General features: G+C 55.5%; 22 protein-coding genes and 1 pseudogene. 15 read left to right on the top strand and 8 right to left on the bottom strand.

Translation table 11 applies throughout. The features are described from left to right. The first annotated feature begins 210 nt into the window (after positions 1-210). Positions 211-1,254 carry a site-2 protease family protein gene (locus ABHF33_RS06695; RefSeq protein WP_348946184.1) on the top strand — a complete coding sequence of 348 codons (1,044 nt, stop codon included), beginning with the start codon at positions 211-213 and terminating at the stop codon, positions 1,252-1,254. A 35-nt stretch (positions 1,255-1,289) separates the two neighbouring features. Here ABHF33_RS06695 and nhaR read toward each other — a convergent pair whose 3' ends face one another. Then, complete coding sequence (gene nhaR, locus ABHF33_RS06690; RefSeq protein WP_348946183.1) at positions 1,290-2,189, bottom strand: transcriptional activator NhaR; 900 nt, start codon at positions 2,187-2,189, stop codon at positions 1,290-1,292. Between the two features lie 109 nt (positions 2,190-2,298). Between nhaR and ABHF33_RS06685 the strand changes: the two genes are divergently transcribed. The 5 genes from ABHF33_RS06685 to ABHF33_RS06665 all read left to right on the top strand — a co-directional run bounded on the left by ABHF33_RS06685 (position 2,299) and on the right by ABHF33_RS06665 (position 5,619). Beyond that, positions 2,299-2,631 (top strand): HPF/RaiA family ribosome-associated protein, encoded by a 333-nt coding sequence (locus ABHF33_RS06685; protein ID WP_348946182.1) that lies wholly within the window; start codon positions 2,299-2,301, stop codon positions 2,629-2,631. 41 nt (positions 2,632-2,672) lie between these two features. Next, entirely contained in the window at positions 2,673-3,113 is a 441-nt protein-coding gene (locus tag ABHF33_RS06680; protein WP_348946181.1) for a hypothetical protein, read from the top strand. Positions 3,114-3,153: 40 nt separating this feature from the next. Next, positions 3,154-4,137 (top strand): TerC family protein, encoded by a 984-nt coding sequence (locus ABHF33_RS06675; protein ID WP_348946180.1) that lies wholly within the window; start codon positions 3,154-3,156, stop codon positions 4,135-4,137. A gap of 206 nt (positions 4,138-4,343) precedes the next feature. Next, positions 4,344-4,817 carry a hypothetical protein gene (locus tag ABHF33_RS06670; protein ID WP_348946179.1) on the top strand — a complete coding sequence of 158 codons (474 nt, stop codon included), beginning with the start codon at positions 4,344-4,346 and terminating at the stop codon, positions 4,815-4,817. A gap of 211 nt (positions 4,818-5,028) precedes the next feature. Next, positions 5,029-5,619 (top strand): IMPACT family protein, encoded by a 591-nt coding sequence (locus tag ABHF33_RS06665; RefSeq protein WP_348946178.1) that lies wholly within the window; start codon positions 5,029-5,031, stop codon positions 5,617-5,619. A 566-nt stretch (positions 5,620-6,185) separates the two neighbouring features. Here ABHF33_RS06665 and ABHF33_RS06660 read toward each other — a convergent pair. Both ABHF33_RS06660 and ABHF33_RS06655 read right to left on the bottom strand, forming a co-directional pair. Then, positions 6,186-6,821, bottom strand: a complete 636-nt coding sequence (locus ABHF33_RS06660; protein WP_348946177.1) for a hypothetical protein — start codon at positions 6,819-6,821, stop codon at positions 6,186-6,188. 97 nt (positions 6,822-6,918) lie between these two features. Beyond that, a complete protein-coding gene (locus ABHF33_RS06655; protein ID WP_348946176.1) occupies positions 6,919-7,770 on the bottom strand; it encodes an NAD(P)H-hydrate dehydratase in 852 nt (283 codons plus the stop codon). Positions 7,771-7,877: 107 nt separating this feature from the next. Here ABHF33_RS06655 and ABHF33_RS06650 point away from each other — a divergent pair, with 107 nt between their 5' ends. Then, complete coding sequence (locus tag ABHF33_RS06650; RefSeq protein ID WP_348946175.1) at positions 7,878-9,059, top strand: PQQ-dependent sugar dehydrogenase; 1,182 nt, start codon at positions 7,878-7,880, stop codon at positions 9,057-9,059. 351 nt (positions 9,060-9,410) lie between these two features. Then, the gene (locus tag ABHF33_RS06645) at positions 9,411-9,629 is read left to right on the top strand and encodes a hypothetical protein (protein ID WP_348946174.1); all 219 of its coding nucleotides are present in this window, start codon (positions 9,411-9,413) and stop codon (positions 9,627-9,629) included. 91 nt (positions 9,630-9,720) lie between these two features. Here the strand turns inward: ABHF33_RS06645 and ABHF33_RS06640 are convergent, their stop codons facing one another. The 3 genes from ABHF33_RS06640 to ABHF33_RS06630 all read right to left on the bottom strand — a co-directional run bounded on the left by ABHF33_RS06640 (position 9,721) and on the right by ABHF33_RS06630 (position 11,502). Next, positions 9,721-10,224 (bottom strand): hypothetical protein, encoded by a 504-nt coding sequence (locus ABHF33_RS06640; RefSeq protein ID WP_348946173.1) that lies wholly within the window; start codon positions 10,222-10,224, stop codon positions 9,721-9,723. A 41-nt stretch (positions 10,225-10,265) separates the two neighbouring features. Then, positions 10,266-10,529: a hypothetical protein gene (locus ABHF33_RS06635; RefSeq protein WP_348946172.1), complete on the bottom strand. Its 264-nt coding sequence runs from the start codon at positions 10,527-10,529 to the stop codon at positions 10,266-10,268. Positions 10,530-10,620: 91 nt separating this feature from the next. Further along, positions 10,621-11,502, bottom strand: coding sequence for an HDOD domain-containing protein (locus ABHF33_RS06630; RefSeq protein ID WP_348946171.1), 882 nt, complete (start codon positions 11,500-11,502; stop codon positions 10,621-10,623). Positions 11,503-11,663: 161 nt separating this feature from the next. Here ABHF33_RS06630 and creB point away from each other — a divergent pair, with 161 nt between their 5' ends. The 3 genes from creB (at position 11,664) to ABHF33_RS06615 (ending at position 14,886) form a co-directional block, all read left to right on the top strand. Further along, positions 11,664-12,416: a two-component system response regulator CreB gene (creB, locus tag ABHF33_RS06625; RefSeq protein WP_348946170.1), complete on the top strand. Its 753-nt coding sequence runs from the start codon at positions 11,664-11,666 to the stop codon at positions 12,414-12,416. A gap of 179 nt (positions 12,417-12,595) precedes the next feature. After that, a complete protein-coding gene (creC, locus tag ABHF33_RS06620; protein ID WP_348946169.1) occupies positions 12,596-14,023 on the top strand; it encodes a two-component system sensor histidine kinase CreC in 1,428 nt (475 codons plus the stop codon). Between the two features lie 131 nt (positions 14,024-14,154). Next, positions 14,155-14,886, top strand: coding sequence for a substrate-binding periplasmic protein (locus tag ABHF33_RS06615; protein ID WP_348946168.1), 732 nt, complete (start codon positions 14,155-14,157; stop codon positions 14,884-14,886). 70 nt (positions 14,887-14,956) lie between these two features. Here ABHF33_RS06615 and ABHF33_RS06610 read toward each other — a convergent pair whose 3' ends face one another. Beyond that, the gene (locus ABHF33_RS06610) at positions 14,957-15,715 is read right to left on the bottom strand and encodes a M48 family metallopeptidase (protein WP_348946167.1); all 759 of its coding nucleotides are present in this window, start codon (positions 15,713-15,715) and stop codon (positions 14,957-14,959) included. A 197-nt stretch (positions 15,716-15,912) separates the two neighbouring features. Between ABHF33_RS06610 and creD the strand changes: the two genes are divergently transcribed. The 4 genes from creD to ABHF33_RS06590 all read left to right on the top strand — a co-directional run bounded on the left by creD (position 15,913) and on the right by ABHF33_RS06590 (position 19,439). Then, the gene (gene creD / locus ABHF33_RS06605; RefSeq protein ID WP_348946166.1) at positions 15,913-17,340 is read left to right on the top strand and encodes a cell envelope integrity protein CreD; all 1,428 of its coding nucleotides are present in this window, start codon (positions 15,913-15,915) and stop codon (positions 17,338-17,340) included. A gap of 61 nt (positions 17,341-17,401) precedes the next feature. Continuing rightward, on the top strand, positions 17,402-17,797 hold the full coding sequence (locus ABHF33_RS06600) for a hypothetical protein (protein ID WP_348946165.1): 396 nt from the start codon (positions 17,402-17,404) through the stop codon (positions 17,795-17,797). Between the two features lie 130 nt (positions 17,798-17,927). After that, entirely contained in the window at positions 17,928-18,128 is a 201-nt protein-coding gene (locus ABHF33_RS06595; RefSeq protein WP_157670203.1) for a SlyX family protein, read from the top strand. Between the two features lie 81 nt (positions 18,129-18,209). Beyond that, entirely contained in the window at positions 18,210-19,439 is a 1,230-nt protein-coding gene (locus ABHF33_RS06590) for a TIGR03862 family flavoprotein (RefSeq protein WP_348946164.1), read from the top strand. A gap of 30 nt (positions 19,440-19,469) precedes the next feature. Here ABHF33_RS06590 and ABHF33_RS06585 read toward each other — a convergent pair. Continuing rightward, positions 19,470-20,285, bottom strand: a pseudogene (locus tag ABHF33_RS06585) (DMT family transporter); the annotation flags it as partial. Positions 20,286-20,289 lie beyond the last annotated feature (4 nt).

Genomic DNA, 20,289 nt, shown 5'->3' with positions numbered 1-20,289 from the left:
AATCTGCAAATAGATTCAAATAGTGCAGAAATCCCCCCTAGCCCCCCTTCGATGAAGGGGGGAACTTAAAGCGAATCAGCTTAAGTGAAAGGTATTACCCCTAGCCCCCTTTATTGAAGGGGGAGGCAAACCCCGTCGTTTTTTTGGAATAAGACCGTGGAATTACTGAATATTGATTGCCTGGGCAAACCCTTGCGACTGGAGGGCACAATGTCTGGTTGGCAGCGCTTGTTCTGGGATAACACGCTGGTGGCCGAGCAGACCGCCAGCGCGGCCAGTGTTGAAGGCGGCGCAGCCAGTGCGCTGCAATTTGTATTAACCAGCGATGCCGAGCAGCAGGTGTCGGTGCGGCTGGAAACACAACTGACTTGGCAGCCGTTTAGCCTGCGCTATCGCCTGCTGATTAACGAGCAAACCGCAGCCGAAGGTCAGCGCGATACGCATGATATCGAGCGTCAGGTACCGAGCGTGCAGCCAGTCAAACCCGCAGGTAAGCTCAATCTGCTGGGGCTGGGTGCGCTGGCGCTCAAATTACTCAAAAGCGCCAAGATGATCAAAGTCGCGCTGGCGGGTGCGAGCGTGGCGGCGTATTCGTGGCTGTTTTCGTTTGAATTTGCGCTCGCGTTGATCGCGTGTCTGGTGTTTCACGAATATGGCCATGTGCGCGCGATGAAATATTTTGGTATGAAAACCAAGGGCATTTTTCTGATTCCGTTTATGGGCGGGCTGGCGCTGTCGGATGAGAAAATCAATACGCGCTGGCAAGACGTGGTGATCTCGATTATGGGGCCAACTTTTGGCCTGTTGATGTCGCTGCTGGCAATGCTGGCCTACTGGCTTACCGACGTGCCATTTTTTGCTGGTCTGGCGACGTTTAACGCCTTGCTCAATCTGTTCAACTTGCTGCCAATTTTGCCGCTCGACGGCGGGCATATTTTAAAAAGCATCAGTTTTTCGATGAATAGCGTCGTGGGCCTGATCGCTTGCGTGCTCGGCGCAGCGATTGGCGTTGCGGTCAGCTACGCTTTTGGTCTGGCGCTGCTGGGCTTTTTATTGCTGATCGGCAGCCTGGAAATCATTTTTGAATGGCGCAGCCGCCACCAAAGCCATTTGCTGCCGCTTGATCGCTATGGGCAGGTTTTCTCGCTAGTTTGGTACTTGCTCACCGTGGGCGCTTTGATCGGCATCATCTGGTATTTCGCTGGCCTAGGCGACCAGATGCTGAGCATGCCATTGCAAATTCTGCGCAGTTAATCGGCTTTATATCCCGCCGTTTGCTCTGCTGCGACCTAGGCAAATAATTCGTGCCGCGCCCGTTCGGTGACGGCGATCACGGCGGGGTGGCGCAGTTGGCGCTGGACTGAAATGGCGTAAAACTGCTCTTTGAGCTCGCTAATTTCCCCGCGCAATCCCACCTGATATTCCTCGCAGATGCTCTGCGCTAGCACGGTGGGGACGACAAAAAAGCCGGCACCCGCTTTGCCAAAGGCTTTGAGCAAAGCGCCATCGTCAAATTCGGCCACCACCTGTGGCCGGATATGCGCGCGCTCCAGCCAGGCCTCCAGTCGTGGGCGTATCACCGCGTCGGCACCGGGTAGCAAAAATGGCGCACCATCCAGCGCCTGCGGAAAATCCCCCGCCCATTGGCTGCAGAGTGCTTTCGAGCCCAGCACGCTGAGCGTGCTCTCACCCAGCAGATGATTAAAGCCACGGATATTGGCCTCGGGCGGCAGTGGTCGGTCGGCTAAGACCAGATCAAGCTTGTGCGTGGCCAGATCGCCCAGCAAATTGAGTAGCCGCCCTTCGCGGCAAATCAGCCGCGAGGGGTAGTCCAGCTGCAATGCCGGTTGCAGCAGCTCAAACGCCACCGTTTTGGGCACCATATCGCCGATGCCGACGCGAAACTCCTGCGCCACGCCTTGCGGGCCGTGGGCAATCGCCTCTTGCAGCTCTTCACCAATGCTGAACATTTCATCGGCATAGCTTTGCACCAGCTTTCCCATATCAGTCAGCGCCAGCTGGCGGCCATCACGGCGAAACAGCGGACTGCCGATTTGCTCCTCCAGCGCTTTCAATTGGCCGCTAATCGCTTGTGGCGTCAGAAACAGCCGTTCGCTGGCGCGGATTACGCCACCTGATTTGCAGACAATCCAGAAATAGTACAAATGCTTGTAATTCAAGGCCTGCATGGCGGCTATTGTTCCAAAAAACTGAATATAAAACCAAGAATATACGATTTTTATTTCATTTTCAGCCGGTTTATATTGGCTGTGTTGTCCAACCCTCTGGAGCTGAATCATGAAAATCGAAATCAAAAGTCAAAACCTTGTGCTGACCGAAAATCTGCAACGGCATATTGCCCGGCAAATCGAATTTGGCCTGGGGCGTCTGGCAAGCCATATCCGCAAAGTCACCGTGCGCCTGACCGATATTAACGGCCCACGTGGCGGGGTGGATCAGCACTGCCAGCTGGTGATCAGCCTGGAGCAGATTCCTGATGTGGTGATTGAAGACGTGGCGAGCGATCTGATTTTTGCGATCAATCGCGCGGCTGATCGGGCCAGCCGCACCGTGAGCCGCAAAATCCGCCAAAGCCGCGGTTTTGCCCCGCCAATGCAGCTGAGCTACTGATCAGCCTTCACGCCTCTATGCCTTTCTGCCGGAGAACCACCATGCGCCGTTATGCCATGAATAGTGATGAAGCAATTTGCCGATTACTTGCGCTGTCTCTGCTGTCGGACGGCGGCCTTGATCAGTCGGAATATCAAGCCTTGCGCGATAGCAAGGTGTTGCAGCAGCTGGGCATCAGTGAAGTCACGCTGCACAGCGTGATGCAAGGCCTGTGCGATGACTTGCTGCTCTACGCCAATGGTCTGGGTCAGTTGGAGCTCGACGATGCACTGATTGATCAGCTGCTAGCCGAAATCAACGAGCCGCTGCTGCAAATGACTGTGCTGCGGGCCATGCTGGGCATTGTTGATGCCGATGGCTGGTTGGCCGATGGTGAGGCGGTACTGATTTCACGGGCAATGGCGTGTTGGCAGTACGACTGGTATGCGCTGCAACCGATACCGACTTATGCGCGTATGGCGCGCAGTGTGGTGCGAAGTTGATGGGGGTATTGCCCCGTAGACCAATCATGGAGTGAAGATAATGGAGATACTGGCAAGTGTATGGTTAGGTCAGCCGATCTGGTTATGGCTGACTTTTGTGACCATTGTGTTGGCACTACTGGCGTTTGATCTAGGCGTGCTACACAAGGAAGACCATGAAATCGGCGTGCGCGAAAGCTTGCAGCTATCGGCCTTCTATATCGTGGCCGGCCTGTTATTTGGCGGCTGGGTGTGGTGGTATTTGGGCTCGGTGTCCGGTATGCAGTATTTCACCGGCTTTTTAATCGAGAAAAGCCTGTCGCTGGATAATGTGTTTGTGATCTCGCTGATCTTCACCTACTTTGCGGTGCCCCGGATTTATCAGCACCGGGTGTTGTTCTGGGGCATCTTGGGGGTGATTGTGCTGCGGGCCATCATGATCGGCTTGGGTGCTACGCTGGTGGCGCAATACTACTGGACGCTGTATGTCTTTGCGGTGTTTCTGATCTTTACCGGCCTCAAAATGCTGTTTGCCGGTGAGCAAACCACCGATATGGCCAATAACCCGCTGCTGGGTTTCCTGCGCCGCCGGATGCGAGTCACCAAAGAAATGCACGGTCAGCGTTTCTTTGTTCGTGCGCCAGCGGCGCCGGGCAGTGACAAGCAGGTATGGTGGGCAACGCCATTATTTCTGGCGCTGTGTATGGTCGAGTTGGTCGATCTGGTGTTTGCGGTCGATAGTGTGCCGGCGATTTTTGCCATCACTACCGATCCATTCATCGTCTACACCTCGAACATCTTTGCGATTTTGGGTTTGCGCGCACTGTACTTTGCGCTGGCGGCGGTGATCCATCGCTTCCACTACCTGAAATACGCCTTGGCGCTGGTGCTGGTGTTTATCGGCTCGAAGATCTTCCTCGGCGACTTTGTATTCGATGGCAAAGTACCCGCCGTCTTATCCTTGGCCGTGACTTTTGGCCTGCTCGCTGCCGGGGTGTTGTTCTCGCTGTGGAAAACCCGCAAAGACGCAAGGCCGGCGCATTGAGTTGATCGAACTTAAGCCCACAAAACGCCCACCTGAATCGGTGGGCGTTTTGCGCTGGCGAAATATGATTCAATCTATCCAGCATACTTGGCAATTTCACCACCGCAAAAAGCGCAATGGTGCTCGGATGAGTGGGCTGGGTTAGACTGTAGGGAGGCTGTAATCGGCCAGCAGCGGACTATTAAGAATATAAGGACTGACGGTTGATGGATAAAATATCTGCGACTCTACATAAATCAAAGATTGCTAAGAATCCGCACCCAATACTTTTAATTAATGATGTTCCTCTTGAAATGTGGGTTACCGGTTTCGTGTTTGACTCTGATGGTACAGATATAACTAACCACCTTGTCCCCGCACAAGGATGGTTAATTGATGATGAGGATTTGGACGCTGCATGGGAAATACTCATGCCCAGCAGTGTCGATTGTTCAACTATTGTCCCTTTACTCATATGTCCAGACGATATGGATTTGAGTTGCACGGTCATTGCTGTTGAACAAGAGATAACTAATGAAACTGTTATATGGCATAAGTTTGGCTTGGTCACTCATGTGATTAACCATATCCCAGTTTCAGTAAGCTGGGACAAAAGAAATCAGAGCGTCAAGTTTAAATATGATGAGTTTTTATCTGCATGCAATGAATTCAAGAGATTAACAAATGAAGAGTGGGTTTAATCTAACGCGAGTTCAAATAGTAGCTTTGTAGGGGGCGCCGTGCGCAACGCTTCGCGTTTCAAACCCTACGGCTCATCGTACCCACTATCCGCCTTGGATCGGCTGCAGCCAGATTCATCCCCGCCCCACGCTGCCCTTTTACCGCAAAAAACAGTTGATCTCTGCATCGGCTTGGCCTACTTTGTGCGGCTTACCTTTGCCGCGCGCCATTATGCCTTTTAGCCTCAAAGCCCCAGTTCAGTACGAGCTCGTTATCAAAAAAAGCCGTTTTATTGCTTGTGTGCAGCCGATGAGTGATCGCAGTACGGCGCAGCAGATTGTGGCTGGGCTCAAGGCCGCGCACCCGACGGCGGCGCATGTGTGCTGGGCGCTGCTGGCCGATGGGCAATCGGCGGCGGTGGATGATGGTGAGCCATCGGGAACGGCGGGGCGGCCGATGCTGGATGTGTTGCGGCATCAGGATCTGGAAGGCGTGCTGGCTACCGTGGTGCGCTATTTTGGCGGCGTCAAACTCGGCGCGGGTGGGCTGGTGCGTGCCTATACCGATTCGGTGGCGCAAGCGCTGCTCCTGGCCGAGAAAATCCCGCTACTGAAAATGACTTCGCTGCGTTGCTGCGCACCGTATGCGCTGGAAGGCCATATACGGCGTGCCTTGGCGGCCTATACTGCCGTGCAACTGGAGGTGGAGCACGGCAGCCAAGTCATTTTCAACTTTGCCGTTACCGCCGATGTGGCCGATGCCTTGATGGCGCAGCTTAATGAAAGCTGCCACGGGCAACTAGGGTGGTTATCGCTAGGTTAAGTGTATTTTTTTAAGACGTTGGTTTTTTTCCGTCAGTATTCAGTAAAATTATCTATAATCCGCAAAAATAATACATGAGACGTATGGTGAAAATATTTAGTGTTCGTTCTCTAAAGTTGATTTTTTTGATGTTTTTTCTTTTGTTTTTGTCGTTGAGCTTTGTTGCGTTTAACAATGATTCTGCATTGTTTATATTAAGTCTTTCAAGTGATGGTGGTCTTTTTCATAGCAAGTCGATTCGTGTGTATTCTGCTTTAGGTTTTATGATTTTTTATCAATCAACTATTTCTGCTATTTTTATTATCTTTTCTCACAAAATTAACGATAGTCGACTTAAAATTACTATTATCACATTTGCTCTGACAAACTTAGTGATTTGCCTGTCCGTATATTTGTACGCGGCAATATTTCCATGGGTCGCTCCAGTTGCAAATTAGAGATAAGAAATTAGCGTGATTAGTTGGATTGGGGGCTGGCCTCACCAGCGGCTCGCGGTTCGTCACAGCTAGCGGCGCAAATAGACACCGCTGCGGGCATGAAGCTGCTGCGGTGTGATTTACTGCTACTTATTTACTTGGGCGGCCTGTTTTGATTTTTTCCAGCCCTTCCACCAGCGCCAGCAATTGGGCGTTGTCCATTGCCGCCAGTGCTTTCAGCCCAGCGCGGATCAGCTCGCTTTTTTTCACTTCAACGCCTGCGGTGATGATGCGTTGCTTGGTTTCGGCGATGAGCGCGTAGTCGCTGGCGGGGAAAGTAAAGCTATCGCGTACCAGCTTGGGTTTCTTGGTTTTGGCGGGCTTGGCGGTTTTTTCGGCCTTGCTTTCGCGCGGTGCGACGGGTTTTGCCGCCTGTTTGGCGCGCAACTTGGGCGGCTGCGCGGCTTTTTCGATGGCCTGATCCAGCGCGGCGCTTTCTGCTGCGGTTTCGGCTTTCTCTACTGCTGCTGCAGGCGCTACGGCGGGCTTCTCTGCAGGTTTTACTGCCGGTTTGCTTGCCGGCGCAGACGGACGCGCGGCGGCCTTGTTCGCTGCTTGTGACGCGGGGGCGCTGGCTTTGGGTGCTGCTGTGCGGGTGGCGGGTTTGGCTGCCGTGTGCGGCTTGTTACCCGCTGAGGCTGGGGTTGGCTTGGCGGGTTGATTAGCCGATTGATTGGCGTTGGCGATCGATTCGGCTGAATTGAGCAGGGCAGATTTGCTGGGCATGGTTTTTTCCTGAAAGATATAAACGGTTTATATTGTTTCTCTAACCATTTTGCCCTTATTTAGCCTTGCAGTGTGTTGCAGTTTTATGACGTAAAAATTAAGTGTTGGATATAGTCGATAGGGTCTTGTTGAGCGCTTGCCGTGCCAACATGATCGTTTCCGACGCGGTGAGGCCGATGCCAGCGGGATGGCTGGCCAGCCAGTCATCGGCGGCGCGGCCATGCAGATACACACCGCAGCGCGCCGCATCGATCAGCGCCAGCCCTTGCGCGCACAGGCTCATGATGATGCCCGAGAGCACATCGCCTTGCCCGGCGCTGCTTAGTGCCGCATTGCCGCTGCGATTGATTGTGAGCTCATCAGCGCCGACGCCGACGAGCGTGCCGTGGCCTTTCAGGACGATATGGCATTGATAGCGCCCGATCAGCGCACGGGTCGCTGCCAGCCGGTCTGCTTGCACTGCGGCAGTGCTGATGCCCAGCAAGCGCGCGGCTTCGCTTGGGTGTGGTGTCAGGACGGTGGGTGCGCTGCGCCGGGCTAATTGCGCCTGCAGCGTGGTATCGGTGGCAATCAGATTGAGTGCATCGGCATCCAGCAATAATGGTGCCGGGGTATCCATGCACCGGAGCAATAGCTGCGCCGCTTCTGGCGATATACCCATGCCCATTCCAGCCAGAATATGGCTGGGCTGGTGCTGGCTTAATAGCGTTTCTGCAGGGCTCAGCATGAGCTCGGGCTGCAGGATATCCACGCTCAGGCGCGCATCGAGCAGGCCAACCCAGACCTTACCCGCCCCCAGTAATAGCGCCGCACGTCCGGCCAGCAAGGCCGCGCCGCACATACCCTCTGCGCCGCCAATCACGGCCACGCTGCCAAAATGCCCTTTGTGGGTGTCGAGGCCACGGCATAGTGCCAAGGCGCTGCTGGGAAGTATGCTGATCTCTTGCATGCTTGGCCTGATGAATGTGGTGAACTATCAATCAGCATAGCGCTCACACGCAACAGTGTGCTTGATCTTGTGCATCCAACTTCAATCGAACCCCGCGGAGTATTGCCATGCCTGCCTTGCCAGAGACACATCATGCCCATCGTGGCCTGCCCCGGATCGGGCTGATTGATGCACGCACTATGCTGCTGATTGGTCTGGGCCTGTTGAGCGCCGCAGCGGCCGCCAGCGATGAGATTATCCGCTCGGAGCGACATGATTTTCGCGTCAAGACGCTGACTCGCGGTCTGGATCATCCGTGGGCGCTGGCGTTTCTGCCCGACGGCCGTATGCTGGTGAGCGAACGGCCGGGGCGTTTGCGGCTGATTGCCGCCAATGGCGAGCTAGACCCGCGCCCCGTTGCCGGTTTGCCGCCGGTGGTCGCCAGCGGGCAGGGTGGTTTGCTCGATGTGGTGCTGCACCCGGATTTTGCCAAAAATCGCTGGGTGTATTTTTCCTATGCAGGGCGTGAAGGCCGGGGTACAGCTACCCACGTCGCACGTGGCCAGTGGGTGAGCGATTCGAGCGGGCATCGGCTGAATAATGTGCAGCAAATTTACCGCCAGCGGCCAGTCAGTAGCAGCGGGGTGCATTTTGGCTCGCGGCTGGTGTTTGATCGCCAAGGCATGCTGCTGATTACGCAGGGCGACCGTGGCGACAAGGACAGAGCACAGCAGCTCGATGATCTGGCCGGCAAAGCGGTGCGTTTGCACGATGATGGGCGCTTCCCTGCCGAAGTAGCATTTGCACAAAAACCAGAGGTATATAGCTATGGCCATCGTAATATGCAGGGCGCAGCCATATACCCTTCCACGGGTGAATTGTGGGCTACCGAGCATGGCCCGCAAGGTGGCGATGAGCTCAATATCGTGCGCGCCGGGCGCAACTATGGCTGGCCCGTGATTACCTATGGCGTGAATTACGGGCTGGGCACCAAGATCGGCGAAGGCAAGGCCAAGGCAGGCATGAAGCAACCTGTTTACCAGTGGACACCATCTATTGCGCCATCTGGCCTCGCTTTTTATCAGGGCAAGGCTTTTCCGCGCTGGCAGGGGCAACTGTTTGTCGGTGCGCTCAAATACCAGATGCTGGTGCGGCTGGAGCTGAACGGCAACCGCGTGGTGCACGAAGAGCGCCTGCTGAAAGATCTGCTGGGGCGCATTCGTGATGTGCGCGTGGGCGCGGATGGCTTAATCTATTTGCTCACCGACGCAGCCGACGGCGCACTGCTCAGGCTAGAGCCGGTACGCTGATCGCGAAGTGTAAATAGTGACATTGAGCAAATATATGATTTGACAGGGCTTTTTTTATCCCGTAAAGTCGCGGCACTAATTTGATTGAGCACCCAGCACGACTTCAACAAAACAGAGTCGTGAATGTGTTTCCAGCAGTTCCCTCCAGCAAGCCTCCTCAGCTTATCTGAAACGAATCTGCCGCTCTTGCTTGGCCTTACCCAAGCCCGCTGATTCAGAAGTTCCTTCGTGAACCCAGTGCTCTTCTTCTTGGTGCTTTTCCATCCAGCATGTGATGGTGTGTAAGGCGCGTGTTATCCAATGATTCAGTTCAAATAAAAACAAAGCGCCCAAATAAAGGGAGCAGCCATCATGGCCTCAACAACTTTTGACTTCAATATCGAAGCCCGTCCATCCACTCGCACTAGCGAAATGGAAGGCTGGTTTCAAATCGTGATCTGCCGTGGCGACCAGCGTAAGCCCGTCACCGACTGGCAACCCGCGCCGCAAGCGCGTGATATGGCACTGCACCGCGTGCTGCACAGCACAGCCCAGATCGCCAGCCAGCAGATCGCACAGCAATATCATTAATTCGGATGCAAGTCTGAAATACAAAAGCCACCGTTGAGGTGGCTTTGTGTTTTGACGTTAGGGCAATCACCTGATTGCAAATCAAGCCTGATTACCATATGGGCTTAAATAGCTTCGGATAAATGCGTAAGACGTTTCCACTGGGTGTGGGGTAGGACGCGGCAATGTAAAACGCCGATTTAGGCACTTCCACAGTGCCACTGCAGTAAATCTCGTTGCTGCCGAGTAACTCACACGTTGTGCTGAGCTTGCTGGGCGATTGTGTTTTTGCTTCTAATAAAATAATTGCCTCGGGAAAAATCTGTTTTCTGTCTTGCAGCACCATCCGTAATTTTCTTGGCCCTGAACGCAGTGTCTTGATCGGCTTATTCATTACATGCGGTGTGAGTAGATTATTACTCGGACGAATAAACTCAACCGTTTGAAAATAACGCCCGAGTGACACAGGCGCATCGCCTGCCGCCATAACTTCGCGCGGCACAACCATCACTTCGCCGCCGGTCGCAGCCGCCGTTTCCAAATAGGCAGGATCGATATACGCAAGTGTGCTTTTGCTTAAGATCAGCAAAGCGAAAAGGCTGGGCAAGCACGTCATTCGCACTGCTACGACCTTTGGTGTTTGATGTCCGGATTGAATTAGCACGACACACTCGCAAAGCGTTGCGCGTGCTGATCCAGAAAATCGGCGGCAGCGGTTTTGCTGCTGAATGCAACAGGGGCGGTTTGTCCGATTTCATACAGGATGCCGACCAGATCAGCGTCGTCGGTGAAGGCGAGTTTTTTGCCAAATAACACCAGCCAGTCGCCGCCCAGATTCAGGATGCGGGCGTGCAGCGGTGGGTCAAATTCGCAGGCCTGGGCGATGGTGTAGAGATTGACGCCGTTAAATTGAATACTCATTTTTGCTCTTTATGATGGGTATGTGCCTAAAGATGGCTATATAGCTTATCTTGCTGGCTATACCCTGTGGTTGAATGGGTGAATGTTGAGTTTAGCGGATCAGCATGGCGGCGGCGGGTTGTTCTTCGTACCAGGCCCAGTGGCGGGCGGCTTGGAGCGCGACGTCGCGAATTTGCTCGTAGAGCAAATAGGGTTCGAGCTTGATGAGCAGAGCGCATTGCTGCAGGTCGTCCAGAAAGTACGGGCTGTCCCAGCCTTTTTCCAGATGGCGCGCCATCGCGACGGCCAGATTGACGATGCGTACACGCGGCTCGTCGGCAAAATGATCGTCGATCAGGTGCAGCAGCGTGCGCGGCAAATGCCATTGCATCACCAGCCCTTGCTGGATGTCGTTGATTTTGCAGCCGAGGATTTTGATTTGTACTTCCTGACTGCGCTGGCTGGGGTTGCTGCGCAAGGTTTCCTGAATCTGCATCATCTGCCGTGGTGCGGTGAGCCAGAGCAATATTTCTGCGGTGTCGTGCAGCAAGGCGGCGGTGATGACTTCGGCGGGCTCGATGTCGCGGCGGTAATGGCTCAACATTTCGGCAATGCACGAGGCCAGATAGGCGCGTGAGCAGGTGCGATGGGCGCCATACAGCACGATTTTTTGCGTATCGGCCTGCGCTTCTAGGTTGGGCAAGGAGCCAAACAGCCGGAAAAATCCCGTGACGCCGATCATCAGCAAGACCCGTTCGATGGTGGTGACGTCGGTGGTTTGGCGGCTGTGGCGGTGCGCTTCCTGATAGCGCAGGATATTGAGCGTCAACAAGGGGTCGTGCCGGATCAGCTCGCCAATTTCGCGCAGGCCGATCTCGTCGATCCGCGCATGGTAGCCGCGCATTTCCAGATGCGTGTGCGTCAGAATCGGGATCGGCTGCTCGGCCAGATAGGTCACCCATTGCTGCAAATCGGTAAAGGCTTTACTGGACATGATGGCTCTTTGTACAAGGTCAGCGTGCGTGCTCTCAGCTTAGCGTAATCTGGCGAGGGCTTGTTGAGATTTGCTGGGCCGGGCGCGTTTGCGCCGATTCCGGCGTGATATTCGCGACATTCGCCGCAATTGCGGCCAAATCTGCGGGCTGCGGCGGCAGAATGGTTACAATAGGCTTTCCGTATTTTTCACCGCTCGCCATGACCCAGCCCGCCCAGCTTGTATTGATCGAAGACGAACCGGCCATCGCCGATACGCTGGGCTTTGCCTTGCAGCGCGAGGGCTGGCAGGTGAGGCATTTTGGCCTGGCGCAGGCGGGCGAGGCGTATCTGGCCACGCATCGTGCCGATTTGCTGATTCTGGATGTGGGTCTGCCCGACGATAGCGGCTTTGAAGTGCTCAAGCGCCTGCGCCGTTCCAGCGAAATGCCGGTGCTGCTGCTGACCGCGCGCGCCGAGGAGTTTGACCGTATTCTGGGGCTGGAGCTGGGTGCTGATGATTATGTCGTCAAACCATTCAGCCCGCGCGAAGTGGCGGCGCGGGTACGGGCGATTCTGAAACGCAGCCGTGCAGCCAGCCCTGCGCCAGAGGCGGCTGAATCAGCCGCGCCACTTTCTGCTCCGATGCAAAGCCTGTTTGTTCACGATGCAGCAGCCAGAAGGGTATCTTTCTGTGGGGCAATGCTGGTGCTAACTCCCAGCGAATACCATCTAATGGTATCGCTGCTGACGCGCCCAGGGCATGTGCTGAGCCGGGCGCAATTGCTCGACGCGCTGGGCGATGCGGCCGAGGATAGTTTCGAGCGCACCATCGACAGCCATATCAAAAGCCTGCGCGCCAAGCTCAAGTTAATCCGCGCCGATCTGGACCCGATTGCCACGCATCGCGGCTTTGGCTATGCGCTGGCGACGTAGTGCCAGTTTTCGTAGGGTGCACTGAGCGAAGCGAATTGCACCAATGTGCAGTGTGCTGGCGCACCGCAGGAGTTCCTTGCTGCGCGGCGTACCCCAAGAGTACTTGCTTCGCGGCGCAATTCGCGTTGCTCAGTGCGCCCTACGGTGTTGTTATCCACGCCTCATTCATGGAGCGTTAAATGCGTTTCTCGCTGCGAATTTTCCTCGGCTATTTCCTCCTGGTTGCCTTGCTGGCGGCGTATGTGCTCAATCTGGTGCGCGAAGAGGTCAAACCGGCGATGCGCCAGTCGGCCGAGGAGGTGCTGCTCGATACTGCCAATTTGCTGGCGGCGATGATACAGCCCGATTTTGTCGCCGGGCGGCTCGACGACGGGCGCTTTGCCGCCGCGATGGCGCAGTTTGCCCTGCGTCGGCCGCAGGCGCAGATTACCGATGTCAAACATGAACGCACTTATTTGCGCGTGTATGTCACCGACGCGCGCGGCATAGTGTTGCTCGATTCGGAGCGTAAAGCCGTCGGGCAGGATTACAGCCAGTGGCGCGACGTGGTGCGCACCTTGCGCGGCGAATACGGCGCACGCACCACCTTGGCCGACCCGAACAATCCGCTCTCTACCGTGATGCATGTTGCTGCGCCGATCAAAAATGGCGACCAAATTATCGGCGTTGTCACCGTGAGCCGCCCCAATCTGGCGATGCAGCCGTATATCGAACGCAGTGAGCGCAAGCTGTCGCGCATTGTGATTGCGGTGATTCTGGCCGGGCTGATCGCCGGGGCGCTGTTTTCATGGTGGCTAAGCCGTGGTATTACGCAGCTCACCGATTTTGCCCGCGACGTGAGCGCAGGCAAGCCCGCGCCGGTGCCGCGTTTTATCGCCAATCGCGAGCTGACCAGCCTTGCCAGCGCGCTGGGCGCGATGCGCGATGAGCTCGACGGCAAGGCGTATATCGAAAATTACGTGCATGAGCTGACGCACGAGCTTAAATCGCCGCTGGCGGGTATTCGCGCCTCGGCCGAAATTTTGCAGGACGAACTGGCCGCTGCAGATCGGCTGCGATTTTTGCAGCATATTGATGCAGAAGTTGTCCGTATGCAGAAAATTGTCGATTATTTACTGCAGTTGGCTTCGCTGGAGGCCAGGCATGAATTGCACGATGCGCAGGCGCTGGATCTGGCCGCGTTGATTCGCACCCAAATTGAGGCGCTGCATAGCCAGCTGGGCACACGGCAAATCAGCTGGACGGGAGACTGGGAGCCTGAAGCGCCGCTGATTTGGGGGGAAGGCTTTCTGCTGGGGCAGGCGGTGCGCAATATCCTGCAAAACGCCATTGATTTTACTCAGCGCGATGGGAAGATCGAGATCAATATACTCAGGCTGGGTAATGAGCTGCAGCTCAATATTATCAACGATGGTGAGCCAATACCTGACTATGCGCTGGGCAGGTTATTTGAGCGTTTTTATTCCCTGCCGCGCGGCAACGGCCAGAAAAGCACCGGGCTGGGTCTGGTGCTGACCCGTGCGATAGTCCAATTGCACGGCGGGCAGATCCGGCTGGATAATCACCCACGGGGCGTATTGGCCCAGCTGCTGCTGCCGCTGGTTTAGGCGTTAATTTGCGCCACTTAGCCCAATCATCTTCCATTAATCCGCATTAATCCCGTATTAATCAAATTTGCGCCTCGCAGCCTGTCAGGCGGCAAGCTAAGATGATTCACGGTCACCAGAAGGGAAATGGCATGCAACGGTTTGTATTGGCTTTGATCGCGTCTTGCTGCGTAGCAATGGCAGCGGCAGCGCCTGCCGAGATTACCATCTACGCCTCGGATACTTATCGCCCGATCAGCTGGCTTGACGAGCAGGGCAATCCCAAAGGCATTGCGCTGGAGGCGATCGACTTTGTGCAAAAAGACACTGGCCTTAAGCTCAAGGCCGAACTGCTGCCGTGGAACCGCGCCTACAATCTGGCCAAACACGGGCTGGGCGGCATTATCGGCATTTCGTACACGCCCGAGCGCGCCGAGCTGTTTGATTATTCCCCGGTGATTTTTGATAGCGGCATTACGCTGGTCATGCATAAAAACCGCCAGATCCGCTATCAGAGCGTGGCCGATTTATCCGGCAAGCGAATCGGCGCGCTAATTGGCGTGAGCTATGGCGCAGAGCTTGATCAGGCGGCCAAAAATGGCGTGTTTGAATTTGTGCGAGATTCATCGCACAGCGCGCGGCTGAAAAATCTGCTGATCGGTCGCATTGACGCTGCCCTGTTTGCCAACGCGCCAGCAGGCTTGAGCCAGTTTGTCGCCAACGATCCTGAGCTCAAAGCCCACGCCGACGAGTTTCTGGTTTTTACCAAGCTATTCAAAGACCCGATCCATATCGCCTTTCGCAAAGGCAGCCTAGATCAGGCCACGCGAAGCCGGCTGTATCAGTCATTCGAGAAGTGGGCCAAACAGCGCGAGTCGCGCTGAACGAATCTGTACTTTGCAGATATTAAAAAAGGCGGTGAAATCACCGCCCTTTTTTATGATTGGCGACAGATTATTTATTGCTGGCAATCCGGGTTTCGATGTTTTTGGCCCGATCCGCTGAGGCTGGGTGAGAGGCCAGCATGCTGTGCTCGCCGCCGCTCAGTTGAGCCAGCTTCTGGAAGGCGCTGACCAGTGCTTCACGTTTGAGTTTCTTTTGCGTGAGCAAATCGTAAGAGAAATTGTCGGCGTCCAGCTCCTGTGATTGCGAGAACTGGGCATTGATCAGTGTTTCGGTAAATTTGCCCAGCTCCGAGCCGCTGAGCGCTGCTGCGGTGTTGCCGCCGTATTCGCCGATTGCCGATTTGGCAGCCGATACGGTGTATGCGGTCTGCATGGCTTTGCGGCTATGGCCCAATGCCACGTGGCCCATTTCATGGCCCAGTACGCCAATGATTTCGTCGTCGGTCATCAGATCCATCAGGCCGCTGTAGACACGGATGCAGCCATTGGCCATCGCCCAGGCGTTCACTTCCGGCTCCAGATAGACCTTGTAATTCACAGGCTGGCCGTTGATTTCCTTGCCCAGTTTTTTGGCAATGGTATCGAGGCGTTTGCTGTATTTGTTTTTGGCTGGCGCGATTTTTGATTCGGCATCGCTTTGTACGCAGGCTTGATCGGCCAGCGATTTCACGTCAGCGTCGGTCAGCGTGGCCGCTTGGAGCGCTTGCGTGCCGACTTTTAGCGCCTTACCAATGTCAAATGCCATTGCCGATGGTGCCAATGCGGTGCCCAGCAGAGCCGCCAATACAATCGAATGCAGTTTCATCATTCATACCCAGAAAAATCGAAAGGCTGAATCTTAGGCCTGTGTCAGCTTCTAGTCAAAAAAGCTGTGGCGTATTTCACACTTTGGTAGTTTGCCCGGCTGCTATGGATGTTCTTCACACAATCTCCATATTGCCTGCGCGTGTTATCCATATCCCTGCGTCATGATCAATCCGTGCAATGAACACACAGGAGATGATCATGAAAATCGGAATGAAACTGGCTGCCATGCTGGGTTTGATGGTGTTAATGCTGGTGGTATTGGCTTTTGTGCGGGATCTGGTGGACGAGCGCCAGCAGCGTGCCGACACCGTACGCAGTGAAATCGCCCAGTTCAGCGCGGGCGAGCAAACGCTGCTGGGGCCATTTCTGGTGCTGCCCTATGTGCAGACCAGTAGCAAGCTGATTGAGGCGACCAAGGACAAGGCCAGTTATTGGGAAGATACGCAAGTGAGCGATCAGCTAGTGCTGACCCCCAGCCAGTTTGATGCGCGTGGTCAGCTGGCGGTGGAAGTGCTGAAACGTGGCTTATTCGAAGCGCCGATTTACCGCAGCCAGCTGCAGCTCAGTGGCCGGTTTGCGGTGCCTGCGCTGGGGCAGTACGAGGCCAAGGCGAGCTCAGCGCGCGAGCGCATTACCACCCAGTGGCAAACGCCCTATCTGGCGCTGGGTCTAAGCGATGTGCGCGGTATTCAGCAATTGAGCGGTGTGGCTGCCAGCCAGACGCTGACTTTTGCTCCCGGTGCCAGGCATGCCAGATTAGGAGGAGGTGTCCATGCACCGCTGGCGCTGGCTGAACCCGCTGTGCTTCAGCAGCAAGGCCAGCAACTGGATTTCAATTTCAAGCTCAATCTGGCGGGCAGCACCCAGTTGTTGATCGAGCCCGTGGGCGATAGCAGCCAGATCGCTTTATCCGGCAATTGGCCGCATCCCAGCTTTGCCGGCAATTTTGCACCGCTGGAACGCACGATTACCGCCAATAGTTTTAGCGCCCGCTGGCAAACCAGCGAACTGGCCACTGGCGGCAGCATGACCATGCACTGCAGCAATAAGGACGAATCCAATTGCAATGCCGCCCGTGTCGGCTTGCGCCTGATCGACCCGGTAGACCGCTATGTGCTCAACGAGCGCACCATGAAATACGCCGAGCTATTTATGCTGCTGATTTTTGGCGCGGTGTTTTTAATGGAAGTCATGCACAAGTTGTCGGTGCATCCGGTGCAATACAGTCTGGTCGGGCTGGGGCTGGCGATGTTTTTTCTGCTCACATTGTCCTTGTCCGAGCATATTGGCTTTAACAAAGCCTACTGGTTGGCGGCGCTGGCCTCGGCGGCGCTACAGGGTTTTTATATCAGCTTTGTGCTGGCGGGCTGGCGACGTGGCGTGGGTTTTGCTGCGGTACTGGTCGCGCTGTATGGTTTGCTGTTCGGCATCTTGCAATCGGAAGACATGGCCTTGCTAATGGGCAGCCTGACGATGTTTGCACTGCTGGCCTGCGTGATGTATTTCACCCGGAACATTGATTGGAAAGAGCTGGGAGGCAATACCCACTCCCAGTATCGCCCCAGCAAGGTCGACGCTAAAATGATGGCGGTGGTGAAAGCGCATCGCGACGAAGTGGCTGGCTAATTGACTGGCGCCGACTCTAAGGGGTCGGCGCAGTCTGCCATTTTTACAGGGAGTTAATCGGATGAGCTGGTATTTAATGCCGTGGCGTATTGCTACTTTGTTGATTGGTTTGCTCCTGTTGGTGTTGGGCGCGGATTATTACCAGTTTGGTGACTGGGATTACGGCATTAGCGTGCTGATGGCGCTGGCCACGTATGCGCTGATGCCCCGCTTTCACGCCGCACTGCTGCAGCGCGATTGGCTGGTCGCGGCGCTGATTCTGGTGTTCTGTGTCGATACCACTTACACCGCCTATTTGCAGGCGATGGCAATGACTTTGGAACTGCGCTGGGTGAATTTTGGCGCGAGCGCGTCTTTATTTGGTTTTTGCTGGATTGTGTGGTGCTTGCTGCCGATGCTGTGGCAGGGAAAAATCCGCTCTGTGTTGCCGTTCAAGTCAGTGAGAGGGCAAGCCTAGGTTCACCCGACACGTCAGGCAGGGCAGCGATAGGCGGGAATATCGCTTAGGTGCTTCGTGCGCGGTGATTTTGGCGCGCGGCAGCGCCGTTTCGGGGGATAATGGGCGCTTTCAAACAGAGGACATCATCATGGACGAGCGTATTACCGAATTGGAAATCCGTCTGGCCTTGCAGGACGATTTGCTCGACGAGCTAAACCAGATTATTTCGCGCCAGCAGTTGCAGATCGACCAGCTGGCCGCCGCATTGCAGGCGCTGCAACAAAATCAGGCCGTACCCGATCAGCAAGCGCCGCGCAGCCTATTTGACGAAATCCCGCCGCATTATTAATCCACGATTCAATTTCAAGCCGCATTGCAGGGCCTACTGCATCATCCTTTTTTATTGCATTGGTTTTTACTGGAAGATTTTATGAGCACACATCCTCAATCCATCGCCATTATTGGCGGCGGCCCGGCCGGGCTGATGGCCGCCGAAGTGCTGAGCAAGGCTGGCGTGCGGGTTGAGGTGTTCGACGCCATGCCGTCGGTCGGTCGCAAATTCCTGCTCGCCGGTGTTGGCGGCATGAATATCACGCATTCCGAGCCCGCCGAGCCGTTTCTGGCTCGTTACGGCGCAGCCGCGGTGCCGCTTAAAACGATGCTGGATCAATTTGGCGGCGAAGCGGTGCGCGACTGGGTGCATGGCCTGGGGATTCAGACTTTTGTTGGTACGTCGGGGCGGGTTTTTCCAACTGAAATGAAAGCCGCGCCTTTGCTGCGCGCATGGTTGGCGCGGCTAAAAGCCAGTGGCGTCACGGTACATCCGCGTCATCGCTGGCTGGGTTGGAATGACGCCAAGGCGCTGAAATTTGCCACGCCCGACGGCGAAATCACGCGGCAGTTTGACGCCGTATTGCTCGCGCTCGGCGGTGCTAGCTGGGCGAAGTTGGGTTCGGACGGTCGTTGGCTGCCACTGCTGGGTGACAAGGGTGTTGCAGTTGCGCCGTTGCAGGCGGCCAATTGCGGTTTTGACGTCGGCTGGTCGCCGTTTCTGGCGAAAAAATTCGCCGGAACACCGCTCAAAGCCATTGCCGCCAGTGCCAGTGCGGATGGCGTAAAGAAAGTCGGCGAATTTGTTGTGACCGAAGGCGGCGTTGAAGGCAGTCTGGTTTACGCGCTCTCGCACGACCTGCGCGAGGCCATTAACGCCGACGGTTTTGCCACTGTATACGTCGATCTATTGCCGCAAAAATCATTGAATGATGTGATCGCCGCGCTGGAGCAGCCACGCGGAGCCGACTCGATGGCGAATCATTTGCGGCGAAAACTCAAAATAGAAGGCTTAAAAGCGGCCTTGTTGCATGAAATGCTGTCAAAAGAGCAGTTTATGGATGTTAATCAGCTCGCTGCTGCAATCAAATCATTGCCGATCAAGCTGATCGCGCCGCGCCCGATTGACGAAGCAATCAGCACCGCCGGTGGCGTGCGCTGGGACGCGCTGGATGATGGCTTGATGCTCAAGGTCGTGCCCGGTGTGTTTGTCGCTGGTGAAATGATCGACTGGGAAGCGCCCACCGGCGGCTACCTGCTCACCGCTTGTTTTGCGACCGGCCGCCATGCGGCAGGCGGGATGTTGCGCTGGTTGAACACAGGAAAATAAACCGTCCAGCAATCCCGTCAAACCAAACACCGCCAGCAAAATCAGCGCCGCGCCGAACATGCCACTGCGGCTGATGACCTCGCCAAGTGCCATCACGCCATACAGCGCACCGAATAGCGGCTCCAGCCCCATCAACACCGCAACGCGAGTTGGCGCTAGTCGGCTCGCGGCCCAGTTTTGCGCAAAAAAAGCGAATATCGTGCAAAAGAAAATCAGGTACAGCAGCTTGACCCAAAAATCAGCATGAGTAGGTAAAGCCAATTGACCTAAGGGTATTGCCATGGAGGCCAATGCCAGCATGCTACTGCCGATAATACCTGCCTGTATGGTGGTGAGCGCCAAGGCAGAGGTGGGGCGATTGAGTGTCAGTTTGCGTGTTAGCGTCACGACCAGCGCGCGCAACACGGCGGCGAGCAGAATCAGGCCATCGCCCACATTAAGCGCTGTATTTTGCAGCGAGATGCCGCTGAGCAAGGCCGCGCCGAGCAGCGCCAACGCGAGCCAGCCCCAGGTTCTCGCTGCAGGCTTTTGCCCGAGCAAGAGCCATTGCGCCAAGGGCGTGAGCGGCAGGCACAGGCTGATTAAAAACGCCGCATTACTGGCGCTGGTGTGTGTGACGCCATAGGTTTCGCATGCAAAAATCGCCGCCATCAAGATGCCCAACGGCGCACCAGTGCGCAGCGATTGCCACCTATCTATCGCCGATAGGCGAATAAAAGCCGGTAATAGCACGATAAAAGTGATTAAAAACCGCAAGGCCAGAAAACCGAGCACCGGATAAAACAACAAGGCGCTTTGGCTCACGCCATAGCTGCTGCCCCACACTATCGCGACGGCGAGCAACATCAGT

The organism is Chitinibacter sp. FCG-7 (assembly GCF_040047665.1).
Classification (GTDB): Bacteria; Pseudomonadota; Gammaproteobacteria; order Burkholderiales; family Chitinibacteraceae; genus Chitinibacter; species Chitinibacter mangrovi.
The sequence above is the reverse complement of the archived record's forward strand: the minus strand, read 5'-3'. Positions and strand labels throughout refer to the sequence as shown.